At 69.9% G+C, this 19,951-nt stretch carries 18 protein-coding genes; 9 read left to right on the top strand and 9 right to left on the bottom strand.

What is annotated here, in order from left to right:
- Positions 1 to 67 precede the first annotated feature (67 nt).
- Positions 68 to 982 (bottom strand): SDR family NAD(P)-dependent oxidoreductase, encoded by a 915-nt coding sequence (locus tag AB0C03_RS25875; RefSeq protein WP_357639386.1) that lies wholly within the window; start codon positions 980 to 982, stop codon positions 68 to 70.
- Between the two features lie 102 nt (positions 983 to 1,084).
- Between AB0C03_RS25875 and AB0C03_RS25870 the strand changes: the two genes are divergently transcribed.
- Positions 1,085 to 1,750 (top strand): TetR/AcrR family transcriptional regulator, encoded by a 666-nt coding sequence (locus AB0C03_RS25870; RefSeq protein ID WP_210866889.1) that lies wholly within the window; start codon positions 1,085 to 1,087, stop codon positions 1,748 to 1,750.
- Between the two features lie 63 nt (positions 1,751 to 1,813).
- Positions 1,814 to 2,698: a S41 family peptidase gene (locus AB0C03_RS25865; RefSeq protein ID WP_357639383.1), complete on the top strand. Its 885-nt coding sequence runs from the start codon at positions 1,814 to 1,816 to the stop codon at positions 2,696 to 2,698.
- 160 nt (positions 2,699 to 2,858) lie between these two features.
- On the opposite strand, the gene AB0C03_RS25860 is transcribed toward AB0C03_RS25865, so the two are convergent.
- On the bottom strand, positions 2,859 to 3,206 hold the full coding sequence (locus AB0C03_RS25860; RefSeq protein WP_357639380.1) for a GlsB/YeaQ/YmgE family stress response membrane protein: 348 nt from the start codon (positions 3,204 to 3,206) through the stop codon (positions 2,859 to 2,861).
- A gap of 217 nt (positions 3,207 to 3,423) precedes the next feature.
- On the opposite strand from AB0C03_RS25860, the gene AB0C03_RS25855 reads away from it, so the two are divergent.
- Positions 3,424 to 4,497 carry a glycoside hydrolase family 43 protein gene (locus AB0C03_RS25855; RefSeq protein WP_357639377.1) on the top strand — a complete coding sequence of 358 codons (1,074 nt, stop codon included), beginning with the start codon at positions 3,424 to 3,426 and terminating at the stop codon, positions 4,495 to 4,497.
- A 40-nt stretch (positions 4,498 to 4,537) separates the two neighbouring features.
- On the opposite strand, the gene AB0C03_RS25850 is transcribed toward AB0C03_RS25855, so the two are convergent.
- On the bottom strand, positions 4,538 to 5,194 hold the full coding sequence (locus tag AB0C03_RS25850; protein WP_357639374.1) for a class I SAM-dependent methyltransferase: 657 nt from the start codon (positions 5,192 to 5,194) through the stop codon (positions 4,538 to 4,540).
- Positions 5,195 to 5,255: 61 nt separating this feature from the next.
- On the opposite strand from AB0C03_RS25850, the gene AB0C03_RS25845 reads away from it, so the two are divergent.
- Positions 5,256 to 5,894 (top strand): TetR/AcrR family transcriptional regulator, encoded by a 639-nt coding sequence (locus AB0C03_RS25845; RefSeq protein ID WP_357639371.1) that lies wholly within the window; start codon positions 5,256 to 5,258, stop codon positions 5,892 to 5,894.
- Between the two features lie 80 nt (positions 5,895 to 5,974).
- Complete coding sequence (locus AB0C03_RS25840) at positions 5,975 to 6,352, top strand: hypothetical protein (protein WP_357639367.1); 378 nt, start codon at positions 5,975 to 5,977, stop codon at positions 6,350 to 6,352.
- Positions 6,353 to 6,542: 190 nt separating this feature from the next.
- Here AB0C03_RS25840 and AB0C03_RS25835 read toward each other — a convergent pair whose 3' ends face one another.
- Entirely contained in the window at positions 6,543 to 7,229 is a 687-nt protein-coding gene (locus AB0C03_RS25835; RefSeq protein WP_030332630.1) for an SDR family NAD(P)-dependent oxidoreductase, read from the bottom strand.
- A gap of 149 nt (positions 7,230 to 7,378) precedes the next feature.
- On the opposite strand from AB0C03_RS25835, the gene AB0C03_RS25830 reads away from it, so the two are divergent.
- The gene (locus AB0C03_RS25830; protein ID WP_030332627.1) at positions 7,379 to 7,987 is read left to right on the top strand and encodes a TetR/AcrR family transcriptional regulator; all 609 of its coding nucleotides are present in this window, start codon (positions 7,379 to 7,381) and stop codon (positions 7,985 to 7,987) included.
- 136 nt (positions 7,988 to 8,123) lie between these two features.
- A complete protein-coding gene (locus tag AB0C03_RS25825; protein WP_030332625.1) occupies positions 8,124 to 8,486 on the top strand; it encodes a nuclear transport factor 2 family protein in 363 nt (120 codons plus the stop codon).
- A gap of 268 nt (positions 8,487 to 8,754) precedes the next feature.
- Here AB0C03_RS25825 and AB0C03_RS25820 read toward each other — a convergent pair whose 3' ends face one another.
- The 4 genes from AB0C03_RS25820 to glgX form a co-directional block, all read right to left on the bottom strand.
- Positions 8,755 to 9,144: a hypothetical protein gene (locus AB0C03_RS25820; protein WP_030332624.1), complete on the bottom strand. Its 390-nt coding sequence runs from the start codon at positions 9,142 to 9,144 to the stop codon at positions 8,755 to 8,757.
- Positions 9,145 to 9,572: 428 nt separating this feature from the next.
- The gene (treZ, locus tag AB0C03_RS25815; RefSeq protein WP_030332622.1) at positions 9,573 to 11,297 is read right to left on the bottom strand and encodes a malto-oligosyltrehalose trehalohydrolase; all 1,725 of its coding nucleotides are present in this window, start codon (positions 11,295 to 11,297) and stop codon (positions 9,573 to 9,575) included.
- Positions 11,294 to 13,600: a malto-oligosyltrehalose synthase gene (gene treY, locus AB0C03_RS25810; RefSeq protein ID WP_030332620.1), complete on the bottom strand. Its 2,307-nt coding sequence runs from the start codon at positions 13,598 to 13,600 to the stop codon at positions 11,294 to 11,296. Before treY ends, treZ begins: the two co-directional genes overlap by 4 nt.
- Position 13,601: 1 nt before the next feature.
- A complete protein-coding gene (gene glgX, locus AB0C03_RS25805) occupies positions 13,602 to 15,719 on the bottom strand; it encodes a glycogen debranching protein GlgX (RefSeq protein WP_357639360.1) in 2,118 nt (705 codons plus the stop codon).
- A 316-nt stretch (positions 15,720 to 16,035) separates the two neighbouring features.
- On the opposite strand from glgX, the gene AB0C03_RS25800 reads away from it, so the two are divergent.
- Positions 16,036 to 17,475 (top strand): glycosyltransferase family 4 protein, encoded by a 1,440-nt coding sequence (locus tag AB0C03_RS25800; protein WP_030332616.1) that lies wholly within the window; start codon positions 16,036 to 16,038, stop codon positions 17,473 to 17,475.
- A 317-nt stretch (positions 17,476 to 17,792) separates the two neighbouring features.
- A complete protein-coding gene (locus AB0C03_RS25795) occupies positions 17,793 to 18,437 on the top strand; it encodes a maleylpyruvate isomerase N-terminal domain-containing protein (RefSeq protein WP_357639357.1) in 645 nt (214 codons plus the stop codon).
- Between the two features lie 182 nt (positions 18,438 to 18,619).
- Here the strand turns inward: AB0C03_RS25795 and AB0C03_RS25790 are convergent, their stop codons facing one another.
- Positions 18,620 to 19,903, bottom strand: coding sequence for a citrate synthase (locus AB0C03_RS25790; RefSeq protein ID WP_030332612.1), 1,284 nt, complete (start codon positions 19,901 to 19,903; stop codon positions 18,620 to 18,622).
- Positions 19,904 to 19,951: the final 48 nt, after the last annotated feature.

Below are 19,951 nucleotides of genomic sequence, written 5' to 3'. Positions count from 1 at the left end.
GTGATATCAGCTCCACAGGGACCCACCTCCCCGAACGGCGCAGTGCCGGCCAGCACCCTCGGCACGGTCAGGCTGCGGCGACTGCCTGGCCGAGCGGGAACCGCACGCCGGTGAGGTCTTCCGAGACGGCCCAGAGGCGTTGCTGCACGGCCAGGTCGTAGGACTCGGGGCTGGAGGTGACCAGTCTCGGGTTGCCGCGCGTCTCGCCGAGGCCGTCGGGGCCGTAGTACTGCCCGCCGAGGACGGACGGGTCGGTGGCGGCCCGCAGCGTGGGCAGCGCGCCCGCCGCGGCGGGCTGGGTGATCACCGGGGCGAGCCAGGTGATCGGCGCGCGGACGACCGCCGGGGCGTTGCGGACCAGTTCGGTGTTGGAGACGCCGGGGTGTGCGGCCACCGCGACGGTGGTGCCGTGCGCGGCGAGCCGGCGCTGCAACTCGTAGGTGAACATCAGGTTGGCGAGCTTCGACTGGCCGTAGGCGGCGACGCGGCTGTAGGAACGCTGCCACTGCAGGTCGTCGAAGTGAATGGCGGCGCGGATGCGGTGGCCGACGCTGCTGACCGTGACCACCCGGGAGCCGGGCACCGGCAGCAGCAGGTCGAGCAGCAGTCCGGTGAGGGCGAAGTGGCCCAGGTGGTTGGTGCCGAACTGCAGTTCGAAGCCGTCTCTGGTGGTCTGCTTCGGGGTGTACATCACCCCGGCGTTGTTGATCAACAGGTCGATCCGCTGATGGGTGGCGTGCAGGCCGGCCGCGGCGGCGCGCACCGATTCCAGCGAGGTCAGGTCCAGTTCCCGTACGGAGACGTCGCCGTTGATCCGGGCGGCAGCCCGTTCGCCTTTCGCGGTGTCGCGTACGGCCAGCACGACGGACGCGCCGCGTTCGGCGAGCAGCCGGGCGGTCTCGAAGCCCAGCCCGGTGTTGGCCCCGGTGACCACTGCCACCCGGCCGTCCTGGCGCGGAATCTGCTGCTCGGTCCACTTCATCTCAGGCTCCCCAATGTACCGCCGGTAACTTATGCTCGAAACGGTAAGGTACCGCCGGTACACTGTCAAGGGACCGGCGGTACCTAAGTTAGGGTTGGTGTCATGACGTTCCAGCGGGCGCGCAGCGAGGAGCAGCGTGAGATCCGGCGCCGGGCGATCCTGGAGACCACCTCGGCGATGCTCGACGAGATGCCGGTGGCCGAGGTGACCCTCAACGAGCTGAGCCGGCGGGTCGGCCTGGCCAAGACGGCGGTGCTGCGCTATTTCGAGTCCCGCGAGGCGGTGCTGCTCGACCTGATGGACGACCGGACGGCAACCTGGCTGGCCGAGCTGGAGCAGGAGTTGGCCGACGGCGTCGACAGCAGCCGGTCCGCGCCGGAACGGGCCGAGCAGATGGCCGACGTGCTCAGCCGGTCACTCGCCGCCCAGCCGGTGCTTTGTGATCTCTACGGCGCGCAGGGCGGGGTGCTGGAGCACAACGTGTCGGTCGAGGCGGTCCGCCGCCACAAGCGGGCCTCACTGGGCAACCTCGCGGTGATGGCCGCCCTCGTCCGGCGACACCTGCCCGAGGTCGGCGACCCCGCCGAGCTGTTCTGCCTGCACGCCCTGCTCATCGCTGGCGCGCTGTCCGCCTACGACTCGCCGCCGCCCAGCCTGCTCGCCGTCTACGAGTCCGAGCCGGCGCTCGCGGTCCACCATGTCGACCTGCGGACGGCCCTGCGGGTCGCGATCATCACGTCGCTCGTGGGCATGCTACCGCGCTCCTAGCGTCTGGGTCGGAGCGCGAAATTCGATGGCCGTGAGGCCGTTCGCGGTCTACCGTGGCCCGCCGTGCCCTCACACGAACAGATCATCGGACAGGCCCTGGACCGGATCGAGGCCGGGTACGTCTTTCCTGAGAAGGTCGCGGACATCGACGCCGCGATCCGGCGCCGTCTCGCAGCAGGAGAGTACGACGACCTGGACGGACCGGCGCTCTGCGAGACGGTGACCGCCCATCTTCAACAGGCCTGCCCGGACAAGCATCTGCGGTTGCTCTGGACGGACCAGCCGCAGTCGCTGGACCCCGCCGACGAAGACGGGGGGCGGGCCGCGTTCCTCGCACTCCTCAGGACGGAGAACCAGGGAATCCGCCGGGTCGAGCACCTGGACGGGAACATCGGGCTGATCGACGTGCGGCGCATCGCGTACGCCGACGAAGGCGCCGCCGCGATCGGCGCGGCCATGCAACTGGTCGCCCTCAGCTCCGCGCTCATCCTGGACCTGCGCGCCTGCTCCGGCGGAACGCCGGAGGGAGCCGCGATGTGGTGCAGCTACTTCTTCCGCGACGACCAGGTGCACCTCAACGACTTCTACGAGAGGTCCACCGGCAACACCCGCCAGTTCTGGACGACCGCGCACCTTCCCGCGCCGCGCTACGTGGACCGCCCGGTCCACGTGCTCACCAGCGCGATGACGTTCTCCGGGGGCGAGGATGTGGCGTACACCCTCCAGGCGCACGGTCGGGCCGCCGTCGTCGGTGAGACGACCCGCGGCGGCGCACACCCGACGGCCCGCCACCCGGTCACCGAACACATCCTCGTGACCGTGCCGACCGCACGGACCATCAACAGCGTCACCGGCACCAACTGGGAAGGCGTCGGCGTGGTCCCCGACGTACCCGTCCCGGCGGACCAGGCACTCGACGCGGCACTCAAGGCCATCTCGAGTGGGTAGGCGCTTGTTCGCTCACGCGCGCCGGCGGGACTGTCAGTCGGGCGGGGGCGGACACTCCAGGACCGCTATCGAGTTCCCGGCGAACAGCCGCAGGTGCGGATGCTCGGAGAAGATCTGAACCGGGGCGGCCTTTCGCGGGTGGTCCCTGCGCTGGTCGGGGTCAGCTCAGCTTTTTGGCCTTGCTGCGACGGACCCGCCGACGGGGCGTCTCGTCGCCGCCGGCGAGCCGGGTGAAGGTGAGCATGTTCGCCAGCGCCACGGCGATGACCGCGACGCCGACCTGGATGGCGAGCACGATCCAGTCCCAGCGCAGCACCCAGACCCGCACGCCTGCGTCGTCGTCGATGTGCAGCGCCTTGGCGACCACTGTGCCCAGCACCGCCGAGCCGACGCCGATAACGAACGTGGCGACGACGCCGATCCGTTGCCTTCCCGGCAGGATGAGTCGTCCGAGCAGGCCGACGAGGGCACCGATGAGCACCGCGCCGAGATAGCCGTATACCAGCATTGCCGTCACTCCCCTCCAGCAGTGCCGAGATACATGCCCGATTCTCACGTTCCCGGAAACCCCGCCGGCTCCATGCCCATCAATCCACGCTGCGGCTCGTCGACTCCTGGCCTAATCTATCGATATCAGTCGTTGTCGTTCTGAGGTGCGCGACGGCTGGCCGACCCGATCCGGGTCCGACCCCGGCCAGCTCACGTCGCGGAGAGGAATCCCGATCGTGAACGCCGACAGTCGAACCCTTCCGCGACTCCTCTCCGCCCTGTTGGCCGCCGTGCTCGCCACCGGCCTGTCAGTGGTCGGCGCCGGGCCGGCGGCAGCCGGGCAGACCAGCCTCCGGGCCGCCGACCCGAGCGTGATCCGCGTCGGTTCCACCTACATCTCCGTCCAGTCGCTCAACGGCGGGATCGCCGTACGGCAGGCAGCGTCACCCGACGCGCTGGCCGCCGCGACCGCGCGGCAGGTGTGGACGGACAGCCGCAACCTCGGTGAGGTCTGGGCTCCGGAGATCGTCACCGACGGTGGCCGCTACTACATCTACTTCTCGGCCGGGCGCAGCACCGCCCACCGCATGTACGTGATCCACTCGGCGTCGCCGGCCAGCGGCTACACGACGGAGCGGCAGCTCGCGCTGCCGGGCGGCAAGTGGGCCATCGACGGCAGCCTGTTCACCTTCAACGGGCAGCGGTGGTTCGTCTGGTCCGGCTGGGCCGGCGACACCAACGTCGAGCAGAACATCTACCTCAGCCGGATGAGCGACCCGCTCACCCCGACCGGTAGCCGGTACGTCATCTCCCAGCCGCGCGAGAGCTGGGAGCGTGTGGTGGGCAACCCGTTCATCAACGAGTCCCCCGAGGCGATCAGGGACCCGAACGGGCAGCTGCACATCGTCTACTCCGCCAACGGCAGCTGGAGTGACCAGTACTGCCTGGCCGACCTGCGACTGCGCGCCGGCGGCGACCCCACGTACGTGTGGGACTGGTACAAGTCCAACGGCTGCCTGTTCGGCTCGAACCGGGCCACCATGATGGCCGGCTGGGATCCCACCCTGTACGTGAACGGCCCCGGGCACCACAGCTTCGTGCTGCTCAACGGCGACATCGCCACGAGCCCACCCGCCGGGCCGAGGTTCCCGCTGATGTTCCACGCCGTACCCAAGGGCACCGCGTACTCGTGGGCGAACCGGTTCTGGTACACCGGCACCTTCTGCTGGTGGGGCAACACCACCTACCGCCGCGCCAACGTGCCCGGCCCGACCAGCGACACCGGGTTCAGCCTCAAGTTCTTCGAGTGATCGCGCAACGCGCACGCCGGCTCCACGCGGTCGGAAGGTGCTAGGCGTCGCGGCGCAGCGTGAACCAGAAGGTCGGCACCGAGTTGGTGCCCGGCGTGACGTCGATGAGTGCCCAGCCGGGGAACCTGTCGCGGAGTTCGTCGGCGGTGACGCCCGCCGCCCATGACGTGATCTCGGAGACGGGATTGTCGAGTGTCTCGGGGCCGTACCCGAACATCAGCAACAGCGCTCCGGGAGCGGCGCGGTGGGTGAGCCCGGCGGCGTAGGCGTCGCGGCGGTGCAGCGGGATTCCGCAGTAGCAGCTCAGGTCGAAGAACAGGTCGAACGGGCCCGGCACGTCCAGGTCGTCGAGGCGGGTGGCGTTTCCGTGCCGCACCCGTACCGCCACTCCCGCCGCCGCGGCCTTCTCCCTGGCCTGGTCGACGGCGCTGTCGATCAGATCGACGGCGGCCACCTCCCAGCCGTGCCGCGCGAGGTAGATGGCGTTGGTCCCGGTGCCGCAGCCGAGTTCGAGAGCCCGGCCGGGCGGCAGCGCGCCATGCCCCTCGATCAGGTCCACCAACTCGGGCGGCGTCACGCCGGTGTCCCACGGCGGCTTGCCGGTGCGGTAGTAGCCCTCCAGGGCGCGGTGAACGGCCTCCTCCTCCGGGTCCCGCCGCGTCGTGGCCGGGTTCTGGCTGGCGTCGAGCTGGGCCATCGTCTCCTCCAGAGATTTAGAGTTGAACTCTAGTGGCGTACTCTAAAGATAGGCTCGCACCATGGAGAAGGTCAAGCGGCCGGACAAGCGGGCCGAGCGCTCACAACGCACCCGCGAGAAGGTCATCGAGGCGGCTCGCGAGCTGTTCGTCGCGCAGGGTTACGGGGCGACGAGCCTGCAGGAGGTCGCGGACCGGGCGGGCGTGGCCGTCCAGACGGTCTACTTCGTCTTCCGCAACAAGCGCACGCTGTTCAAGGACGTCGTCGACACGTCCATCGCCGGGGACACCGCGCCGGTCGCCACCATGGACCGTGAGTGGTTTCGCGCCGCGTGCGCCGACCCCACCGCAGCCGGGCAACTCCGCGGGCACGTGCACGGCGCCAGCGAGATCCTGGGCCGGGTCGCCCCGATCATGCCGCTGATCGCGGCCGCCGCAGCCACCGACCCGGAGATCGCCGCACAGTGGCCGGACGACGCCGATCCGCGTTACACAGTGCAGTACGCGGCAGCCGAAGCCCTGGTGGGCAAGCCCGACGCCCGCCCCGGCCTCACCGTCGAGATGGCGGCGGACCTGCTGTACGGCGTGCTCAGCCCGGAGCTCTATCTGATCTTCGTCCGCGACCGCGGCTGGTCACCGGAGGCGTGGGAAGAGTGGGCCCGCGCCACCCTGACCTCCCAACTCTGCGCCGACGCCGGCTGAGCGGACGGACGTCACGGGCGCTCGCCAGCCCAGCGCCGCGCCCCGACCAGAGGTTGCCCGCCGCTGGCAGCATCGGTCTGATGAACGTTCGTCGCCTGGCGGCCATCGACATGCACGGCAGCCGGGGAACCACCCGCCGACGGCGGATCATCCTGGCCGAGTTCCTCGTCGGCGTGGTGTTGATGGTGACGTGGGGCAGTTGGCTGCTGGCGTCGTCGACCGGCTTCGGCAGCCGAGCGATCGGCGTGTGGCTGGTCGGCGCGGGTCTCAACTACGCGCCCCTGTCCCTGCACGCGCTCGCGCTGATGCGGCCCGGCGCCCTCGACGCGGAACTGGCCGGCGTCGACATCGACCGGGAGCTGCGCCGGTACACGGTGCTCCAGCTCTGGGTGTTCGTGCCGCTCTCGCTCGTCGTTCTCGCCATCCGCGACGCGCTCGCCCAACGTCGCAACGCCTAGGAAAGCACTTGGTTCGAGATACAGGTGAACACGTACCACGGCGGCTACAACGATCCCAGCTGCTGAGCACCGCGCGACTGTGACCTGACGCAGGAGCGGCCCTTGAGCGACGCCGGACATCGGTGTCGCCCAAGGGCCGTCCCCCGCCGCCCACTCCCCCACCGACCATCCCCGGCCCTGTTTGCCCGTACTACCAGTTCAAGGGACCGAGCTCGTCGGTGAAGGTGCCGGTCGGGCCGTCGGGGCCAAGGGTGGCCAGGCGTACGACGGTCTTGGCGCTCTCCGCCACCGGCCGTCCGATTCCGAGGGCGGCGGTCATGTCGGTGGCGGTGGTGCCGGGCTCCAGCGCGTTGAACTTGATGCCCGGATTTGCCTTGGCGTACTGGATCGTGAGCATGGTCGCCGCCGACTTGGAAGCCGCGTAGAGCGCCGCCGGAAGATTGAATTCCGGCCGTTCCGGGTTGGTGACCGCCCAGAAGGACCCCATGCTGCTGGACACGGTGACCACCGTCGGGTTCGACGACCGTCGGAGCAGGGGTAGTGCCGCCTCGGTGACGCGGACGATCCCCACCGCGTTGGTGTCGAACACCCGCAGGGCGGTGGGGCCGTCGACGGGGCCGTCGCCGAGGATGCCCGCGTTGTTCACGAGGACGTCGAGTCGACCCTCCGCCGAGTCGACAGTCGCCAGCGCGCCGCTCACCGACGCGTCGTCGGTGACATCGAGCTGCACGAACCGTGCGCCCAATTCGGCTGCGGCCTTCTCGCCCCGCTCGACGTCGCGGGCACCGATGTAGACGGTGTGGCCCAGTTCGAGAAGCTGCCTGGCGGTCTCGAACCCGATGCCCTTGTTGCCACCGGTGATGAGCGTGACGGTCATTCTTATCTCCTACATGTGCAACCACGGGGCGCCCTGTGAGCGACCGCCGCTGGTTTTGTACCGCTCGGTTGCCAATGACCGTAACAGGGTTTTGTACTGATCAGTTGGTGACCCGGGTCACGATCTGTACCGAGCGGTACGCTGGCGCCATGAGCACCGAGACGCCCGCCGTGGGACGCCCCCGGGCCTTCGACGAGGAGACGGTCCTCGACCGGGCAACCGAGGCCTTCTGGCGGCACGGCTACGAGGGCGCGTCCCTGAGCGTCCTCACCAGCGCGATGGGCATCAACCGGCCGAGCCTGTACGCCGCCTTCGGCAGCAAGGAACAGCTGTTCCAGCGTGCCTTCGCCCGCTACCACGACACCCAGGTGGCCAACGCCCGCGCCGCACTCGGCCAACCCACCGCGTACGCCTCGATCGAAGCCTTCCTGCGCGCCAGCGCCGACGGCCTCACCGACCGTGACCACCCGGCGGGCTGCCTCTCCATCCAGGGTGGCCTGGCCTGCTCGCCGGAGAACGCCCGCATCTCCGAGATCCTGGCCGCCGGCCGCGCCGCCACCGAGGCGGCCGTGGAGGAGCGACTGTCCCGCGCCGCGAAGGAGGGGGACCTCCCGGACGGCATGGATCCCGGCGCGCTGGCGCGGTTCGTGATGGCCCTCAGCGAAGGGCACGCTGTCCACGCCGCGTCCGGCGCGAGCCGCGAAGACCTCCACGCCTCGGTCGACATCGCCCTGCGAGCCCTCGCGCTGCGTCAGTGAGCCGCGCCGCGTCGGCGGCGCTCACCGCACCCGGCGGCCGCAGGGGCCCTGGAACAGCAGCTCCCACCCACCGCCCACATTCTGCTGACCGCGAAGTGACTTCCCTGAGGTCTGGTCCACCAACCATGCTGGCTCGATGAAGTCGCCGGATCTCGCAACGTCGGAGAGGCTGCTCACGAACCTCTACGCGGCATTCAACGAGCGCGACATCCCCGCACTGCTGGCCGCCATGACGCCGGATGTGTCGTGGCCAAATGGCTGGGAGGGAGGCCTCGTTCACGGCCGCGACGAGGTGAGTGCCTACTGGCGCAGGCAATGGGACCAGCTCGAACCGACCGTCATGCCGACCGCGTTCGTCGCGGAGGCCGACGGGCGAATCGTCGTCACCGTCCACCAGGTCGTCCGCAACAAAACCGGAGCGACAATCGCGGATCACACCGTCACGCATGTCTACCGATTCAACGACGGGTTGGTGGCAGAGATGGAAATCCGAGCATAAAGACGTCCGCAGTTGGCTGGCACTGCCGCTGAGCCCGGCGTTTGACGGCTGGCGACGGCACCCACGGTCGGAGTGCGCTCGTGACATCATCGCCGGCTGGACGTTCGTCGCCTGGCGGCCATCCGCGGCACGCTGGCGCGGCGGGGGCGGCTGCCGTGATGGTCAGTGCCTGTGGAGCTGAATCGTCTGCGGCATCAGCGGCCGGGCCGCCGGGTGGGGTCGATGAGCGTGGCCCGTCGCGCCCACACCGGCGGCCGACGCTACGCGGCTAGCAGGAGCCGTGCCAATTCACCTTTGTCACGATGACCTGAAGGTAGAAAATGTTGCCGCGCGGAGTAGCGCAGTGCGTGATGACAGTCGAGTCGTCCTGCCACGTGTGGTGGTATTCCAATTCGACGTTCGCGGTCGTGTAGTTGTAGAAGGTCTTCGTCGGGGCGCTGCCGGTCCACGGGCCGGTGGTCACCAGGGACGGAGTCTCCGTGGGGCCGGTGTTCACCGGAGCCCAGTTGGGCCAGGCGCAGAAGGTGCCCTGCTGGCAGTTGCCGGGCGGCCACGGCTCCTCACTCGGCCACGGGCCGGCGGCGGAGGCCGACGCGGCGGGGATGGTGGCCAGCAGGCCTGCGGTGGACAGGGCAAGGGCGAGGGACTTCAGTCGCACAGATCTCAAGATTGGCGCGGAAAGAGCAGCAGCAGTGCGTCTCGTCGATGCCCTTGCTAAGCTCGGATTAGTAGTCGTCCAAGATGGTGAACTGGAATCACTCGCACCTCACCTAGCGGTTAAGAAGGGTGCAAGATGGCTCCCAGCCGCGCTGGAGGCTGGCGCTCACATGGACGCCGCCGCGCAGGGGCACATTCATCGAGTAGTTGCCGCTGCTCGCCTTCAGGCTGCGTCGCGCAGCCTACGTGAAACAGCCGACGACGGTTCAACCTGAACAGCTATTGGGCTGATCATCGGTTCTACGCACACCAGCATTGCTCATACTTGATTAAGAGCCGGAGCGGTCGAGTCAGCCACTCCGGCCCCGAGCGTTGCTCGGTAAGCCCGGGTGACGTGTGCAAAAACATCTCGCCCGTCAACGTGCCCAGTCACAGCGCCACGATCGCCGCAGTCTCCGCAGGAAGCTCGATCCGGTCCCGCATCACGGTGACCCCCTCCCCCGTGGCAAGAAGCACCCGCCGAGCCACCCCAGGCAACGACACCCCCTGCCCACGCCCAGCCAAGTTCGCCACGACCAGCGTGTCCCCCCGCCGCATCACCAAAAACTGATCCCCGTGCTGCACAGAAACCGCGTTCAACCGAGGATCCGAGAGATCAGGAAGAGACCGCCGCAGCCCAATCAACCGCTGGTAAAACGACAACATCGAAGCATGCTCAGGCTTGTCCAGCTCCGCCCAGTCCAACCGCGACCGTACGAACGTCTCCGGGTCCTGCGGGTCCGGCACGTCCCCCTCAGGCCACCCGTGCGACGCGAACTCCCTTCGCCGCCCCGTCCGCACCGCAGACGCCAACTCCGGCTCGGGGTGCGACGTGAAGAACTGCCACGGCGTGGAGGCCGCCCATTCCTCCCCCATGAACAGCATGGGAGTGAACGGCGCGGTCAGCAGCAGCACAGCGCCAACCCGCAGCAGCGCGGGCGACAACGAAGCGGAGATCCGATCCCCGGTAGCCCGGTTGCCGATCTGATCATGGTTCTGCAAATACGCCACGAGCCGATGACCAGGCACCCGCGAATCCAGCGGCCGCCCATGGTGCCGATTGCGGAAGCTCGACCAGGTCCCCGCGTGGAAGAACCCACCGGTCAGCACGTCCGTCAGCGTCTCCAGGGAGCCGAAGTCGCCGTAGTACCCCTGCCGCTCCCCCGTCAACAACGTGTGCAGCGCGTGGTGCGCATCGTCGTTCCACTGGGCGTGCAGCCCGAACCCACCAGCCTCCCGAGGCGTGATCAGCCGCGGGTCGTTGAGGTCAGACTCGGCGATGAGCGACAGCGGCCGACCCAGGTGCGTCGACAGAGCCTCGACCTCAATCGCCAGCTCCTCCAAAAGCGGCACCGCCCGCGTGTCCGGCAGCGCGTGCACGGCGTCCAGGCGTAGCCCGTCGACGTGGTAGTCGCGCAGCCACATGAGAACGCTGTCGATGATGTAGCGGCGTACCTCGTCGGAGTGCGGGCCGTCCAGGTTGACCGAGCGGCCCCAACTGTTGCTCTGCTCGGCGAGGTAGGGCCCGAACTGCGGCGCGTAGGCCCCGGAGGGCCCGAAATGGTTGTAGACAACGTCGAGGATCACCCCCAGCCCTTTGGCGTGGGCGGCGTCGACGAACCGTTTGAGGCCGTCGGGGCCGCCGTAGGGCTCGTGTGGGGCGTACCAGCAGACGCCGTCGTACCCCCAGTTGTGTTCGCCGTTGAAGGCGTTGACCGGGAGCAGTTCGATCAGGTCGACACCGAGCGAGACGAGGTGGTCGAGGCGGTCGATGGCCGCGTCGAAGGTGCCGTCCGGGGTGAAGGTGCCGATGTGCAGCTCGTAGAGGATGCTGCCGGGCAGTTGCCGGCCGGTCCACGAGCTGTCGGTCCACGCGAAGGCGGAATGGTCGTAGCGGCGGCTGGGCCCGTGCACTCCCGCAGGCTGCCACGGTGACCGGGGGTCGGGCAGTGGGGTTTCGTCGTCGTTCAGCAGAAAGGAGTAGTCGAGGCCGGCGTCGGGCACCTCGACCCGCCACCAGCCGTCGGCGGCGGCGCGCATCTCGTGGTCGGTGTCGCCGGCCAGGCGCAGCCGCACCCGGGTGGCGTCCGGTGCCCAGACGGAGAATTCGGTCATGAAACGGCCTCCTCGGCAGCGGTGGGAGGAGCCAGCAGAGCGACGGGATAGTCGGCCAGGAGATTGTCCAGCGGCGTCTCCCCGCCACTGTAGACCCGCCCGGTGAACAGGTCCTTCATCTCGTGAACGGGAAGTGACAGGGCTGTGTCGCACCACCCGCCGGCGCGGGCCAGGCCCAGCGGCAGCCGGGTCGCCACGGCGATCACGCCACCCCGGTCGAAGGCCAGGGCGTGCCGGCCCAACGGCCCGTGCGCGGGCACCGGCCGGTAGGTGGTGAACAGTTCCGGGTGCGCCCGCCGCAACCGCAGGGTCCGCGACACGACGAGCAGCTTCGCCGCTCCGTCGGTGTCGATCGGGGGACGCCAGCCGCCGTCGATGCGTGCCAGCAACTCTCGGCGTACGTCGAAGTCGACCGGGCGGCGGTTGTCGGGGTCGACGAGGGAGTTGTCCCACAGCTCGGTGCCCTGGTAGGTGTCCGGCACCCCGGGCATGGTGAGCTGGATGAGCTTCTGCCCGAGGGAGTTGCACCAGCCGGCCGGGGTGATCGCGGCGGCGAGTTCGGTCAGCTCGTCGTGCAGGCTCGGGTCGTCGTACATGCGGTCGACCACGTCGTGCAGTGCCTGCTCGAAGGCCGGGTTCGGGTCCCCCCAGCTGGTCGAGGCGCCGGCCTCCCGGGCGGCCTTCTCGACGTACGCGTGCAGCCGCTCCCGTTCGATCGGCCACGCGCCGACGGCGGTCTGCCAGAGCAGATGGGCGAACGCCGGGTCGGGCAGTGGCGCGTACTCCATCCAGGTCTTGACCTGCTCGGCCCAGCGGCCCGGCAGTTCGCTGAGCACGGCGAGGCGGGCGCGGACGTCCTCGCCGCGTTTGGTGTCGTGGGTGGAGAGGGTGGTCATGGTGGCCGGCCAGCGGACCTGTTGGGCGGCGGCGAAGCGGTGGAACTCCGCGGGTGGCACCCCGAAGCGGGTGGGGCTGTCGCCGACCTCGTTGAGCGCCACGAACCGGGTCCACCGGTAGAACGCGGTGTCCTCCACGCCCTTGGCCATCACCGCGCCGGTGAGCTGGGGGAACCGCATGGCCAGCTCGTCGTCGGGGTTGCGCAGCCGGCGGGTGATCGCGTCCAGGGCGGCGGCCAGGTCGGGGCGGCGGCGGCCGGCCTCGGAGCGGGCGGCGGCGAGGTGCCGGGCGCCGTGCGGCGGGTAGCCGCGGTAGACGTCGAACGCGGCGGCCAGCTCGGCGAGCGCCGCGCGGGCCTGCTCGGTGGGCACCTCGGGGGCGAGAGCGGCCAGCCGGGTCAGCTCGGCGGCGAGCAGTTGGGTGGCGGCGGCCAGCTTGGTGGTGTGGGTCAGGTCCTCCCAGGAGGTACGCCGACCCGCCAGCTGGGTGTCCAGCACCGTGAAGTCGCCCTCGGCGTCGATGTCGATGAAGAGCCCACCGGCCATGGCCAGGGCGTCGTAGCCGGTGGTGCCGTCCACCGGCCAGTCCGGCAGCTCCTCGCCGTACTCCAGGATCTTCTCCACCACGAGCCACGCGTCCGGCGCGGCGGCCCGCAGCCGGGCCAGGTAGCCGGCCGGGTCGCGCAGGCCGTCCGGGTGGTCGACGCGGATGCCGTCGACCTCCCCGGCGGCGGCCCAGCGCAGGATCAGCTCGTGGGTGGCGGCGAACACCGCCGGGTCCTCCACCCGCAGGCCCGCCAGGCCCGCGATGGCGAAGAACCGGCGGTACGTCAGCTCGGCGTCACCGCGCCGCCAGGACACCAGCTCGTAGTGCTGCCGGTCGTGCACCTCGGCCGCGGTGCCGTCGCCAGTGCCGTCGGCGACCGGGAAGCGGTGCTCGTGGTAGCGCAGCTCCCCGTCGACGAGCTTGAGGTCGTCCAGGGCGCCCGCGTCGTCGGCCAGCACCGGCAGCAGTAGCCGGCCACGGTCCCAGTCGATGTCGAACCAGTCGGCGTACGCCGAGTCGCGCCCCCGGCGCAGCACGTCCCACCAGGCCGGGTTGGCGGCCGGGACGGCCACCCCGGCGTGGTTGGGCACGATGTCGACGACCAGGCCGAGGCCCTTGTCGCGCAGCGCGCGCAGCAGCCGCTGCCGGGCGGCCTCCCCGCCCAGCTCCGGGTTGACGGCCCGGTGGTCGACCACGTCGTAGCCGTGCTGGGAACCGGGGGTGGCGGTCAGCAGCGGGGCGCTGTAGAGGTGGCTGACGCCGAGGTCGGCCAGGTAGTCGACGATCGCGGCGGTGGCGTCCAGGTCGAAACCGGGGCGGACCTGGACGCGGTAGGTGGCCTTCGGAGGGGTGGCCGGCATGTCAGATCATCCTCTCCAGCACGACGAGGGAGCGGTCCGGCACCCGGATGGTGCCGCCCGCGCTGATCACCGTGGCGTCGTCCGGCTCCGGCTCGGCGGTGCTGATCACCCGCTCCCACTTCTGGCCGTACTCGCTGCCGGGCATGGTGAAGTCCAGTGGCGCGTCGTGGGCGTTGAAGCAGAGCAGGAACGACGCGTCGTGGTGCTTCTGGCCGTACTGGCCGCGCTCGCGGATGCCCTCGCCGTTGACGAAGAGCGCCACCGAGCGGCCGAAGTCGTTGCCCCAGTCCTCGCCGGTCATCTCCCGCCCGTCCGGGGTGTACCAGGCCAGGTCGGGCAGCGGCTCGTCGATGCCGCGCCCGCCCACCGGCAGGCCGGTGAAGAACCGGCGGCGGCGGAACACCTGGTGTCGTTTGCGGAACGCGGTGAGCGTGCGGACGAAGTCCAGCAGCTGCTCGTCGGCGTTGTCCCAGTCGACCCAGGCCAGCTCGCTGTCCTGGCAATAGACGTTGTTGTTGCCGTGCTGGGTGCGGCCCAGCTCGTCACCGTGGCCGATCATCGGCACGCCCTGCGACAGCATCAGGGTGGCCAGGAAGTTGCGCCGCTGCTTGGCCCGCAGCGCGAGCACCGCCTCGTCGTCGGTGTCGCCCTCGACCCCGCAGTTCCAGGACCGGTTGTGGCTCTCGCCGTCCCGGTTGTCCTCGCCGTTGGCCTCGTTGTGCTTGTCGTTGTACGACACCAGGTCGTTGAGGGTGAACCCGTCGTGCACGGTGACGAAGTTGATGCTGTGGAACGGGCGGCGGCCGTCGTCCTGGTAGAGGTCGGCCGAGCCGGAGATGCGGGACGCGAACTCGGCCAGGGTGGCCGGCTCACCGCGCCAGAAGTCCCGCACGGTGTCGCGGTACTTGCCGTTCCACTCGGTCCACAGCGGCGGGAAGTTGCCCACCTGGTAGCCGCCGGGGCCGACGTCCCACGGTTCGGCGATCAGCTTCACCCGGCTGACCACCGGGTCCTGCTGCACCACCTCGAAGAAGGTGGACAGGCGGTCCACCTCGTAGAACTCGCGGGCCAGGGTGGCGGCCAGGTCGAACCGGAAGCCGTCGACGTGCATCTCGGTCACCCAGTACCGCAACGAATCCATGATCAGTTGCAGGGAGTGCGGGCTGCGCACGTTGAGGCTGTTGCCGGTGCCGGTGTAGTCGACGAAGTAGCGGGGGTCCTCCTCGCTGAGCCGGTAGTAGCTCGGCGCGTCCACCCCCTTGAAGCTCAGCGTCGGCCCGAGGTGGTTGCCCTCGGCGGTGTGGTTGTAGACCACGTCGAGGATGACCTCGATGCCGGCCGCGTGCAGCGCCTTCACCATGCCCCGGAACTCCTGCACCTGCTGGCCGAGCCGGCCCAGCGCCGAGTAGCCGTGGTGCGGGGCGAAGAAGCCGATGGTGTTGTAACCCCAGTAGTTGCGCAGCCCCAGGTCGGCGAGGCGGTTGTCGTGGATGAACTGGTGCACCGGCATCAGCTCGATCGCCGTCACCCCGAGCCGGGTCAGATAGTCGATCATCGGTGGGGAGGCGATGCCCGCGTACGTGCCGCGCAGCTCCTCCGGGATGTCCGGGTGGCGCATGGTCAGCCCGCGTACGTGCGCCTCGTAGATCACCGAGTGGTGGTAAGGGGTGCGCGGCGGCTTGTCGTTGCCCCAGTCGAAGTACGGGTTCACCACCACCGACTTCGGCATGAACGGCGCGGAGTCGGTTTCGTTCATCCGCTCCGGCTCGTCCATGTCGTAGTCGTAGACCGCCGGGTCCCACGTCACGTCACCGTCGATGGCCTTCGCGTACGGGTCGATCAGCAGCTTGTTCGGGTTGCAGCGCAGCCCGTTCGCGGGGTCGTACGGACCGTGCACCCGGTAGCCGTAGCGCTGGCCCGGCTCGATGCCCGGCAGGTACGCGTGCCACACGTAGGCGTCCACCTCGCGCAGCTCGACGCGGCGCTCCGCGCCGGTGTCCCACTCGTCGAAGAGGCACAGCTCGACCCGCTCGGCCACCTCGGAGAAGATGGCGAAGTTGGTGCCCATCCCGTCGTAGGTGGCGCCAAGGGGGTACCGCTCGCCCGGCCAGACCTGCATCTTGCTCCCTCAACCCATGGTGATGTGCGCACCGGCCGACGCTGCCCCGCGCGCAGGCAGGTAGTGCCCCCTGCCCGTACGCGCCAATCCATCCTTTCAGGCGGTGCCCGGAAACCACCTGTCTGATGCGACCTAAACCATCGGGTGTCCTCCGTCACGATGGCCCTTTTCGAGATGCGTTCTTGGGCCGGATGCCCTTTCCTTGTTCGGGGGCAAGCGTCCGCTCGCGCCCGCCAGGCCCTCGGCCACCCCTTACACCTCTCGCTCCGCCGCCACTGACGCCGGCGCGCACCACCATGCATGGACGGAGATTGATGTGACGACCCTGCGGGTCGACGAGCAGCTCGCTGCCACCAAGGACCGGGCCCACCGGCCCACCCTCACCTCACGGCCCAACGCGCAGCCCGGCCCGAGCCCGCAGTCCGGCCCGGTCGTGCCGGCGCAGTCCGGCCCCGGGGTGCCCCCGCAGACCCGCCGCATCCTCATGCTGTCCTGGGAGTACCCGCCGGTGCTCGTCGGTGGCCTCGGCCGCCACGTGCACGCCCTGTCGGTGGCCCTGGCCGCCGCCGGCCACGAGGTCACCGTGGTCACCCGGCACAGCGAGGGCGCGCCCCTGGAGGAGTACGCCGAGGGCGTACGCATCCTGCGCGCTCCCGAGGACCCGGTCACCTTCCCCCTCGCCACCGGTTCGCTGCTGGCCTGGACGATGGCCTTCAACCACACCCTCACCCGCACCGCGCTGCGCGCCACCCAGGCCGGCTCGTACGACGTCATCCACGCCCACGACTGGCTCGTCGCGCACACCGCGATGACGCTGCGCGAGCACCTGGACATCCCGCTGGTCAGCACGATCCACGCCACCGAGGCCGGTCGGCACCAGGGCTGGCTGCCGGAGGAGATGAACCGCACCATCCACGGTGTCGAGCACTGGCTCAGCAGCGAGTCCAACCGGGTGATCGTCTGCTCCGGGTACATGCGCGACGAGGTGAACGCGCTGTTCGGCGTACCGGCCGGGAGGGTCGACGTGGTCGCCAACGGCGTGGAGCCGCACCGCTGGCGGGTGCCCGCGAGCGCGGTGGCCGCCGCCCGCGCCCGGTTCGCCGGGGACGGCCCGCTGGTCACCTTCGCCGGCCGCCTGGTGTACGAGAAGGGCGTGCAGCACCTGATCGCCGCGCTCCCCCGGCTGCGCGAACGGCACCCCGGGCTGCGTGCCGTGATCGCCGGCGACGGCCCGTACCGCGCCGAGTTGGAGGCCGAGGTGCACCGCCGCGGCCTCGGCGGCATGGTCAGCATGCCGGGCTTCCTCGGCGGCACCGACCTGCCGGCGCTGATGGCCGCGTCCGACTGCTTCGCCGTGCCCAGCATCTACGAGCCGTTCGGCATGGTCGCCCTGGAAGGCGCCGCGGCCGGTGCGCCGCTCGCCGTCGCCGCCACCGGTGGCCTCGCCGAGATCGTCGAACCGGGTGTCACCGGGATGACCTTCCGCCCGCACGACCCGGACAGCCTGACCGACGCCGTGCACGCCCTGCTGTCCGACGCCGACCGCACCCGTGCCATGGCCCGCCACGCCCGCCGGATGGTCCACGACCAGTACGGCTGGGCCGCGATCGCCCAGCACACCGCCGCCAGCTACGCCGCCGCCATCCAGCACGACGCCGCGTTCACCGCCGAACGCGCCGAGCAGCGGATGTCGCAGGGCCGTGCGCTTCCGGCGCTCCCCGAGGGCAACCTGCTCGCCGCCGCCGGCCTGCGCTGACCACGCCGGCCCGGCCCTTGCGGTTGGCCGGGCGGGGCGGGCGGGCCGGGCGGGGCCTTGCCTTGTGCGGTTGATCGACTCGGTTTTCTTGAAGTCGGGGTGTCCCAGTGCCGGGGACGCCCCGACTTCCTGAAAGCCGAGTCGATCACGCTGGGCCCGGCGGGTGTGATGCCCGTCGGGGCGGGCCGCGCGGGTGGGCCCGCCGGGTATGGTGCCGGCCGGGCCGAGTCGATCACGCTGGGCCCGCCGCGTATGGTGCCCGTCGGGCCGGGCCGCGCCGCTCGGCGGCTGTCGGCCGGTCCTGCCAGAATGTGCTGATGTTTCGCGCTGTCGACGCCCTGGATGCCGCCTTTCCGACCGCCGCCGCCGTCGCGCTGGACCTGATCCGACGCCCCGAGGTGACCGAGCGGTGGTCACACCCGAGCGCGCTGCCACACCTGTCAGTGGGTGGCCTGGCGTGCCACCTGGGACGTCAGGCGGTCCGCGCCGCCGAGTTGCTGCCGATGCCGACCGACCTACCGACGTTGGATTCGGCGGACGACCACTACGCGCAGGCACCGTGGGTCAGCGAGGGCACCCCGGACGAGAAGTCGGTCGCCGAGAGCAACGACGAGGCGGACGCGGCCCGCGGACCGGCCGACCTGCACGCCCGCTGCGCCCAGGCGCTGGAAGTGGTCGGCGACCTGCTCTCCCGGGGTGCCGCCGGTGAGGTCGTGCCGATCCCGTGGCAGGGCTGGTCGTTGCGGCGCGGGGACTTCCTGCTCACCCGCCAGCTGGAGATCGTCGTGCACTCCGACGACCTCGCGGTGAGCGTCGGCGTACCCACGCCGGAGTTCCCGGCGGACGTCTTCGACCCCGTCCGGGACCTGCTGGTCCGCCTGGCGGTGCGCCGCCGTGGTCAGTCGGCGCTGATCAGCGCCCTGAGCCGCAGCGAGCGGTCCCAGGACATCTCGGCATTCTGACTCCCGGCGGTGCCCGGTCGTGATCGACTCGGCTTCCTGAAAGTCGGGGTGTCCCGGACCGAGGAACACCGCGCCTTCACGAAACCCGAGTCGATCAAGGTCGATCGGGCACGGCCAGAGCGGAAACGCGGCAGGCCGCCGACCCGGAGGGGTCGACGGCCTGCTGTGCAACGAAGAGCGGGTCAGCGCTCGCCGAAGGGGACGTAGTTCCGCTCGGCGGAGCCGACGTAGACCTGCCGCGGACGGCCAATCTTGGTCTCCGGGTCGTTGATCATCTCGCGCCACTGGGCGATCCAGCCGGGCAGCCGGCCGAGCGCGAAGAGCACGGTGAACATCTTGGTCGGGAAGCCCATGGCCTTGTAGATCAGACCGGTGTAGAAGTCCACGTTCGGGTAGAGCCGACGCGAGACGAAGAAGTCGTCGGCGAGGGCGATCTCCTCCAGCTCCATGGCGATGTCCAGCAGCGGGTCGGGCTTGGCCATCCGGCCCAGCACGTCCTGCGCGGCCTTCTTGACGATCGCCGCCCGCGGGTCGTAGTTCTTGTAGACCCGGTGGCCAAAGCCCATCAGCTTGACGCCGTCCTGCTTGTCCTTGACCTTACGGACAAAGGACCGGACGTCGTCGTCGCCGGCGTGGATCTGCTGGAGCATCTCCAGCACCGCCTGGTTGGCGCCGCCGTGCAGGGGGCCGAACAGCGCGTTCACGCCGGCCGAGACCGAGGCGAACAGGTTGGCGTTGCTGGAGCCGACCAGCCGGACTGTCGACGTGGAGCAGTTCTGCTCGTGGTCGGCGTGCAGGACGAAGAGCATGTCCAGCACCTTCGACATCACCGGGTCGACCTCGTACGGCTCCGCCGGCACGCCGAACGTCATCCGCAGCAGGTTGTCCACGTAGCCCAGCGAGTTGTCCGGGTACAGCAGCGGCTGACCGATGGACTTCTTGTACGCGTACGAGGCGATGGTGGGGACCTTGGCCATCAGCCGGACCGTGGAGATCTCCACGTGCTCGGAGTCGAACGGGTCCAGGCTGTCCTGGTAAAAGGTGGACAGGGCGCTCACCGCGGACGAGAGCACCGCCATCGGGTGGGCGTCCCGGGGGAAGCCGTCGAAGAAGCGACGCATCTCCTCGTGCAGCAGCGAGTGGCGCCGAATCCACTCGGTGAACTCGGTCAGCTGCTGCTCGGTCGGCAGCTCACCGTAGATGAGCAGGTAGGAGACCTCCAGGAAGGAGGACTTCTCGGCCAGCTGCTCGATCGGGTACCCCCGGTAACGCAGGATGCCCGCGTCGCCGTCGATGTAGGTGATCGCGGATGAGGCAGCGGCGGTGTTGACGAAACCGGGGTCGTACGTGGTCATCCCGGTTTCCTTCAGCAGCTTGCTCACCCCGATACCGGCGGGGCCCTCGACCGCAGGATGCACCGGCATCGACAGCTGCCCACCGGGGTGATCGAGCTTGACTTCCGTCATGTGGTTCCTCGCTTCGCCGGCAGATCTACGTTGAATTGCCTTCGCTTC

Source organism: Micromonospora parva (assembly GCF_040649675.1).
In the GTDB taxonomy this organism is placed as follows: Bacteria; Actinomycetota; Actinomycetes; order Mycobacteriales; family Micromonosporaceae; genus Micromonospora; species Micromonospora parva.
This window is presented reverse-complemented; position numbering and strand designations above follow the sequence as displayed.

Excerpts from the sequence above, each read along its gene's own strand:
- AB0C03_RS25875 (WP_357639386.1), bottom strand. The coding sequence starts at position 982 with ATGAAGTGGACCGAGCAGCAGATTCCGCGCCAGGACGGCCGGGTGGCA.
- AB0C03_RS25870 (WP_210866889.1), top strand. The coding sequence starts at position 1,085 with ATGACGTTCCAGCGGGCGCGCAGCGAGGAGCAGCGTGAGATCCGGCGC.
- AB0C03_RS25860 (WP_357639380.1), bottom strand. The coding sequence starts at position 3,206 with ATGCTGGTATACGGCTATCTCGGCGCGGTGCTCATCGGTGCCCTCGTC.
- AB0C03_RS25850 (WP_357639374.1), bottom strand. The coding sequence starts at position 5,194 with ATGGCCCAGCTCGACGCCAGCCAGAACCCGGCCACGACGCGGCGGGAC.
- AB0C03_RS25845 (WP_357639371.1), top strand. The coding sequence starts at position 5,256 with ATGGAGAAGGTCAAGCGGCCGGACAAGCGGGCCGAGCGCTCACAACGC.
- AB0C03_RS25840 (WP_357639367.1), top strand. The coding sequence starts at position 5,975 with ATGAACGTTCGTCGCCTGGCGGCCATCGACATGCACGGCAGCCGGGGA.
- AB0C03_RS25835 (WP_030332630.1), bottom strand. The coding sequence starts at position 7,229 with ATGACCGTCACGCTCATCACCGGTGGCAACAAGGGCATCGGGTTCGAG.
- AB0C03_RS25830 (WP_030332627.1), top strand. The coding sequence starts at position 7,379 with ATGAGCACCGAGACGCCCGCCGTGGGACGCCCCCGGGCCTTCGACGAG.
- AB0C03_RS25825 (WP_030332625.1), top strand. The coding sequence starts at position 8,124 with ATGAAGTCGCCGGATCTCGCAACGTCGGAGAGGCTGCTCACGAACCTC.
- treZ (WP_030332622.1), bottom strand. The coding sequence starts at position 11,297 with ATGACCGAATTCTCCGTCTGGGCACCGGACGCCACCCGGGTGCGGCTG.
- treY (WP_030332620.1), bottom strand. The coding sequence starts at position 13,600 with ATGCCGGCCACCCCTCCGAAGGCCACCTACCGCGTCCAGGTCCGCCCC.
- glgX (WP_357639360.1), bottom strand. The coding sequence starts at position 15,719 with ATGCAGGTCTGGCCGGGCGAGCGGTACCCCCTTGGCGCCACCTACGAC.
- AB0C03_RS25795 (WP_357639357.1), top strand. The coding sequence starts at position 17,793 with ATGTTTCGCGCTGTCGACGCCCTGGATGCCGCCTTTCCGACCGCCGCC.
- AB0C03_RS25790 (WP_030332612.1), bottom strand. The coding sequence starts at position 19,903 with ATGACGGAAGTCAAGCTCGATCACCCCGGTGGGCAGCTGTCGATGCCG.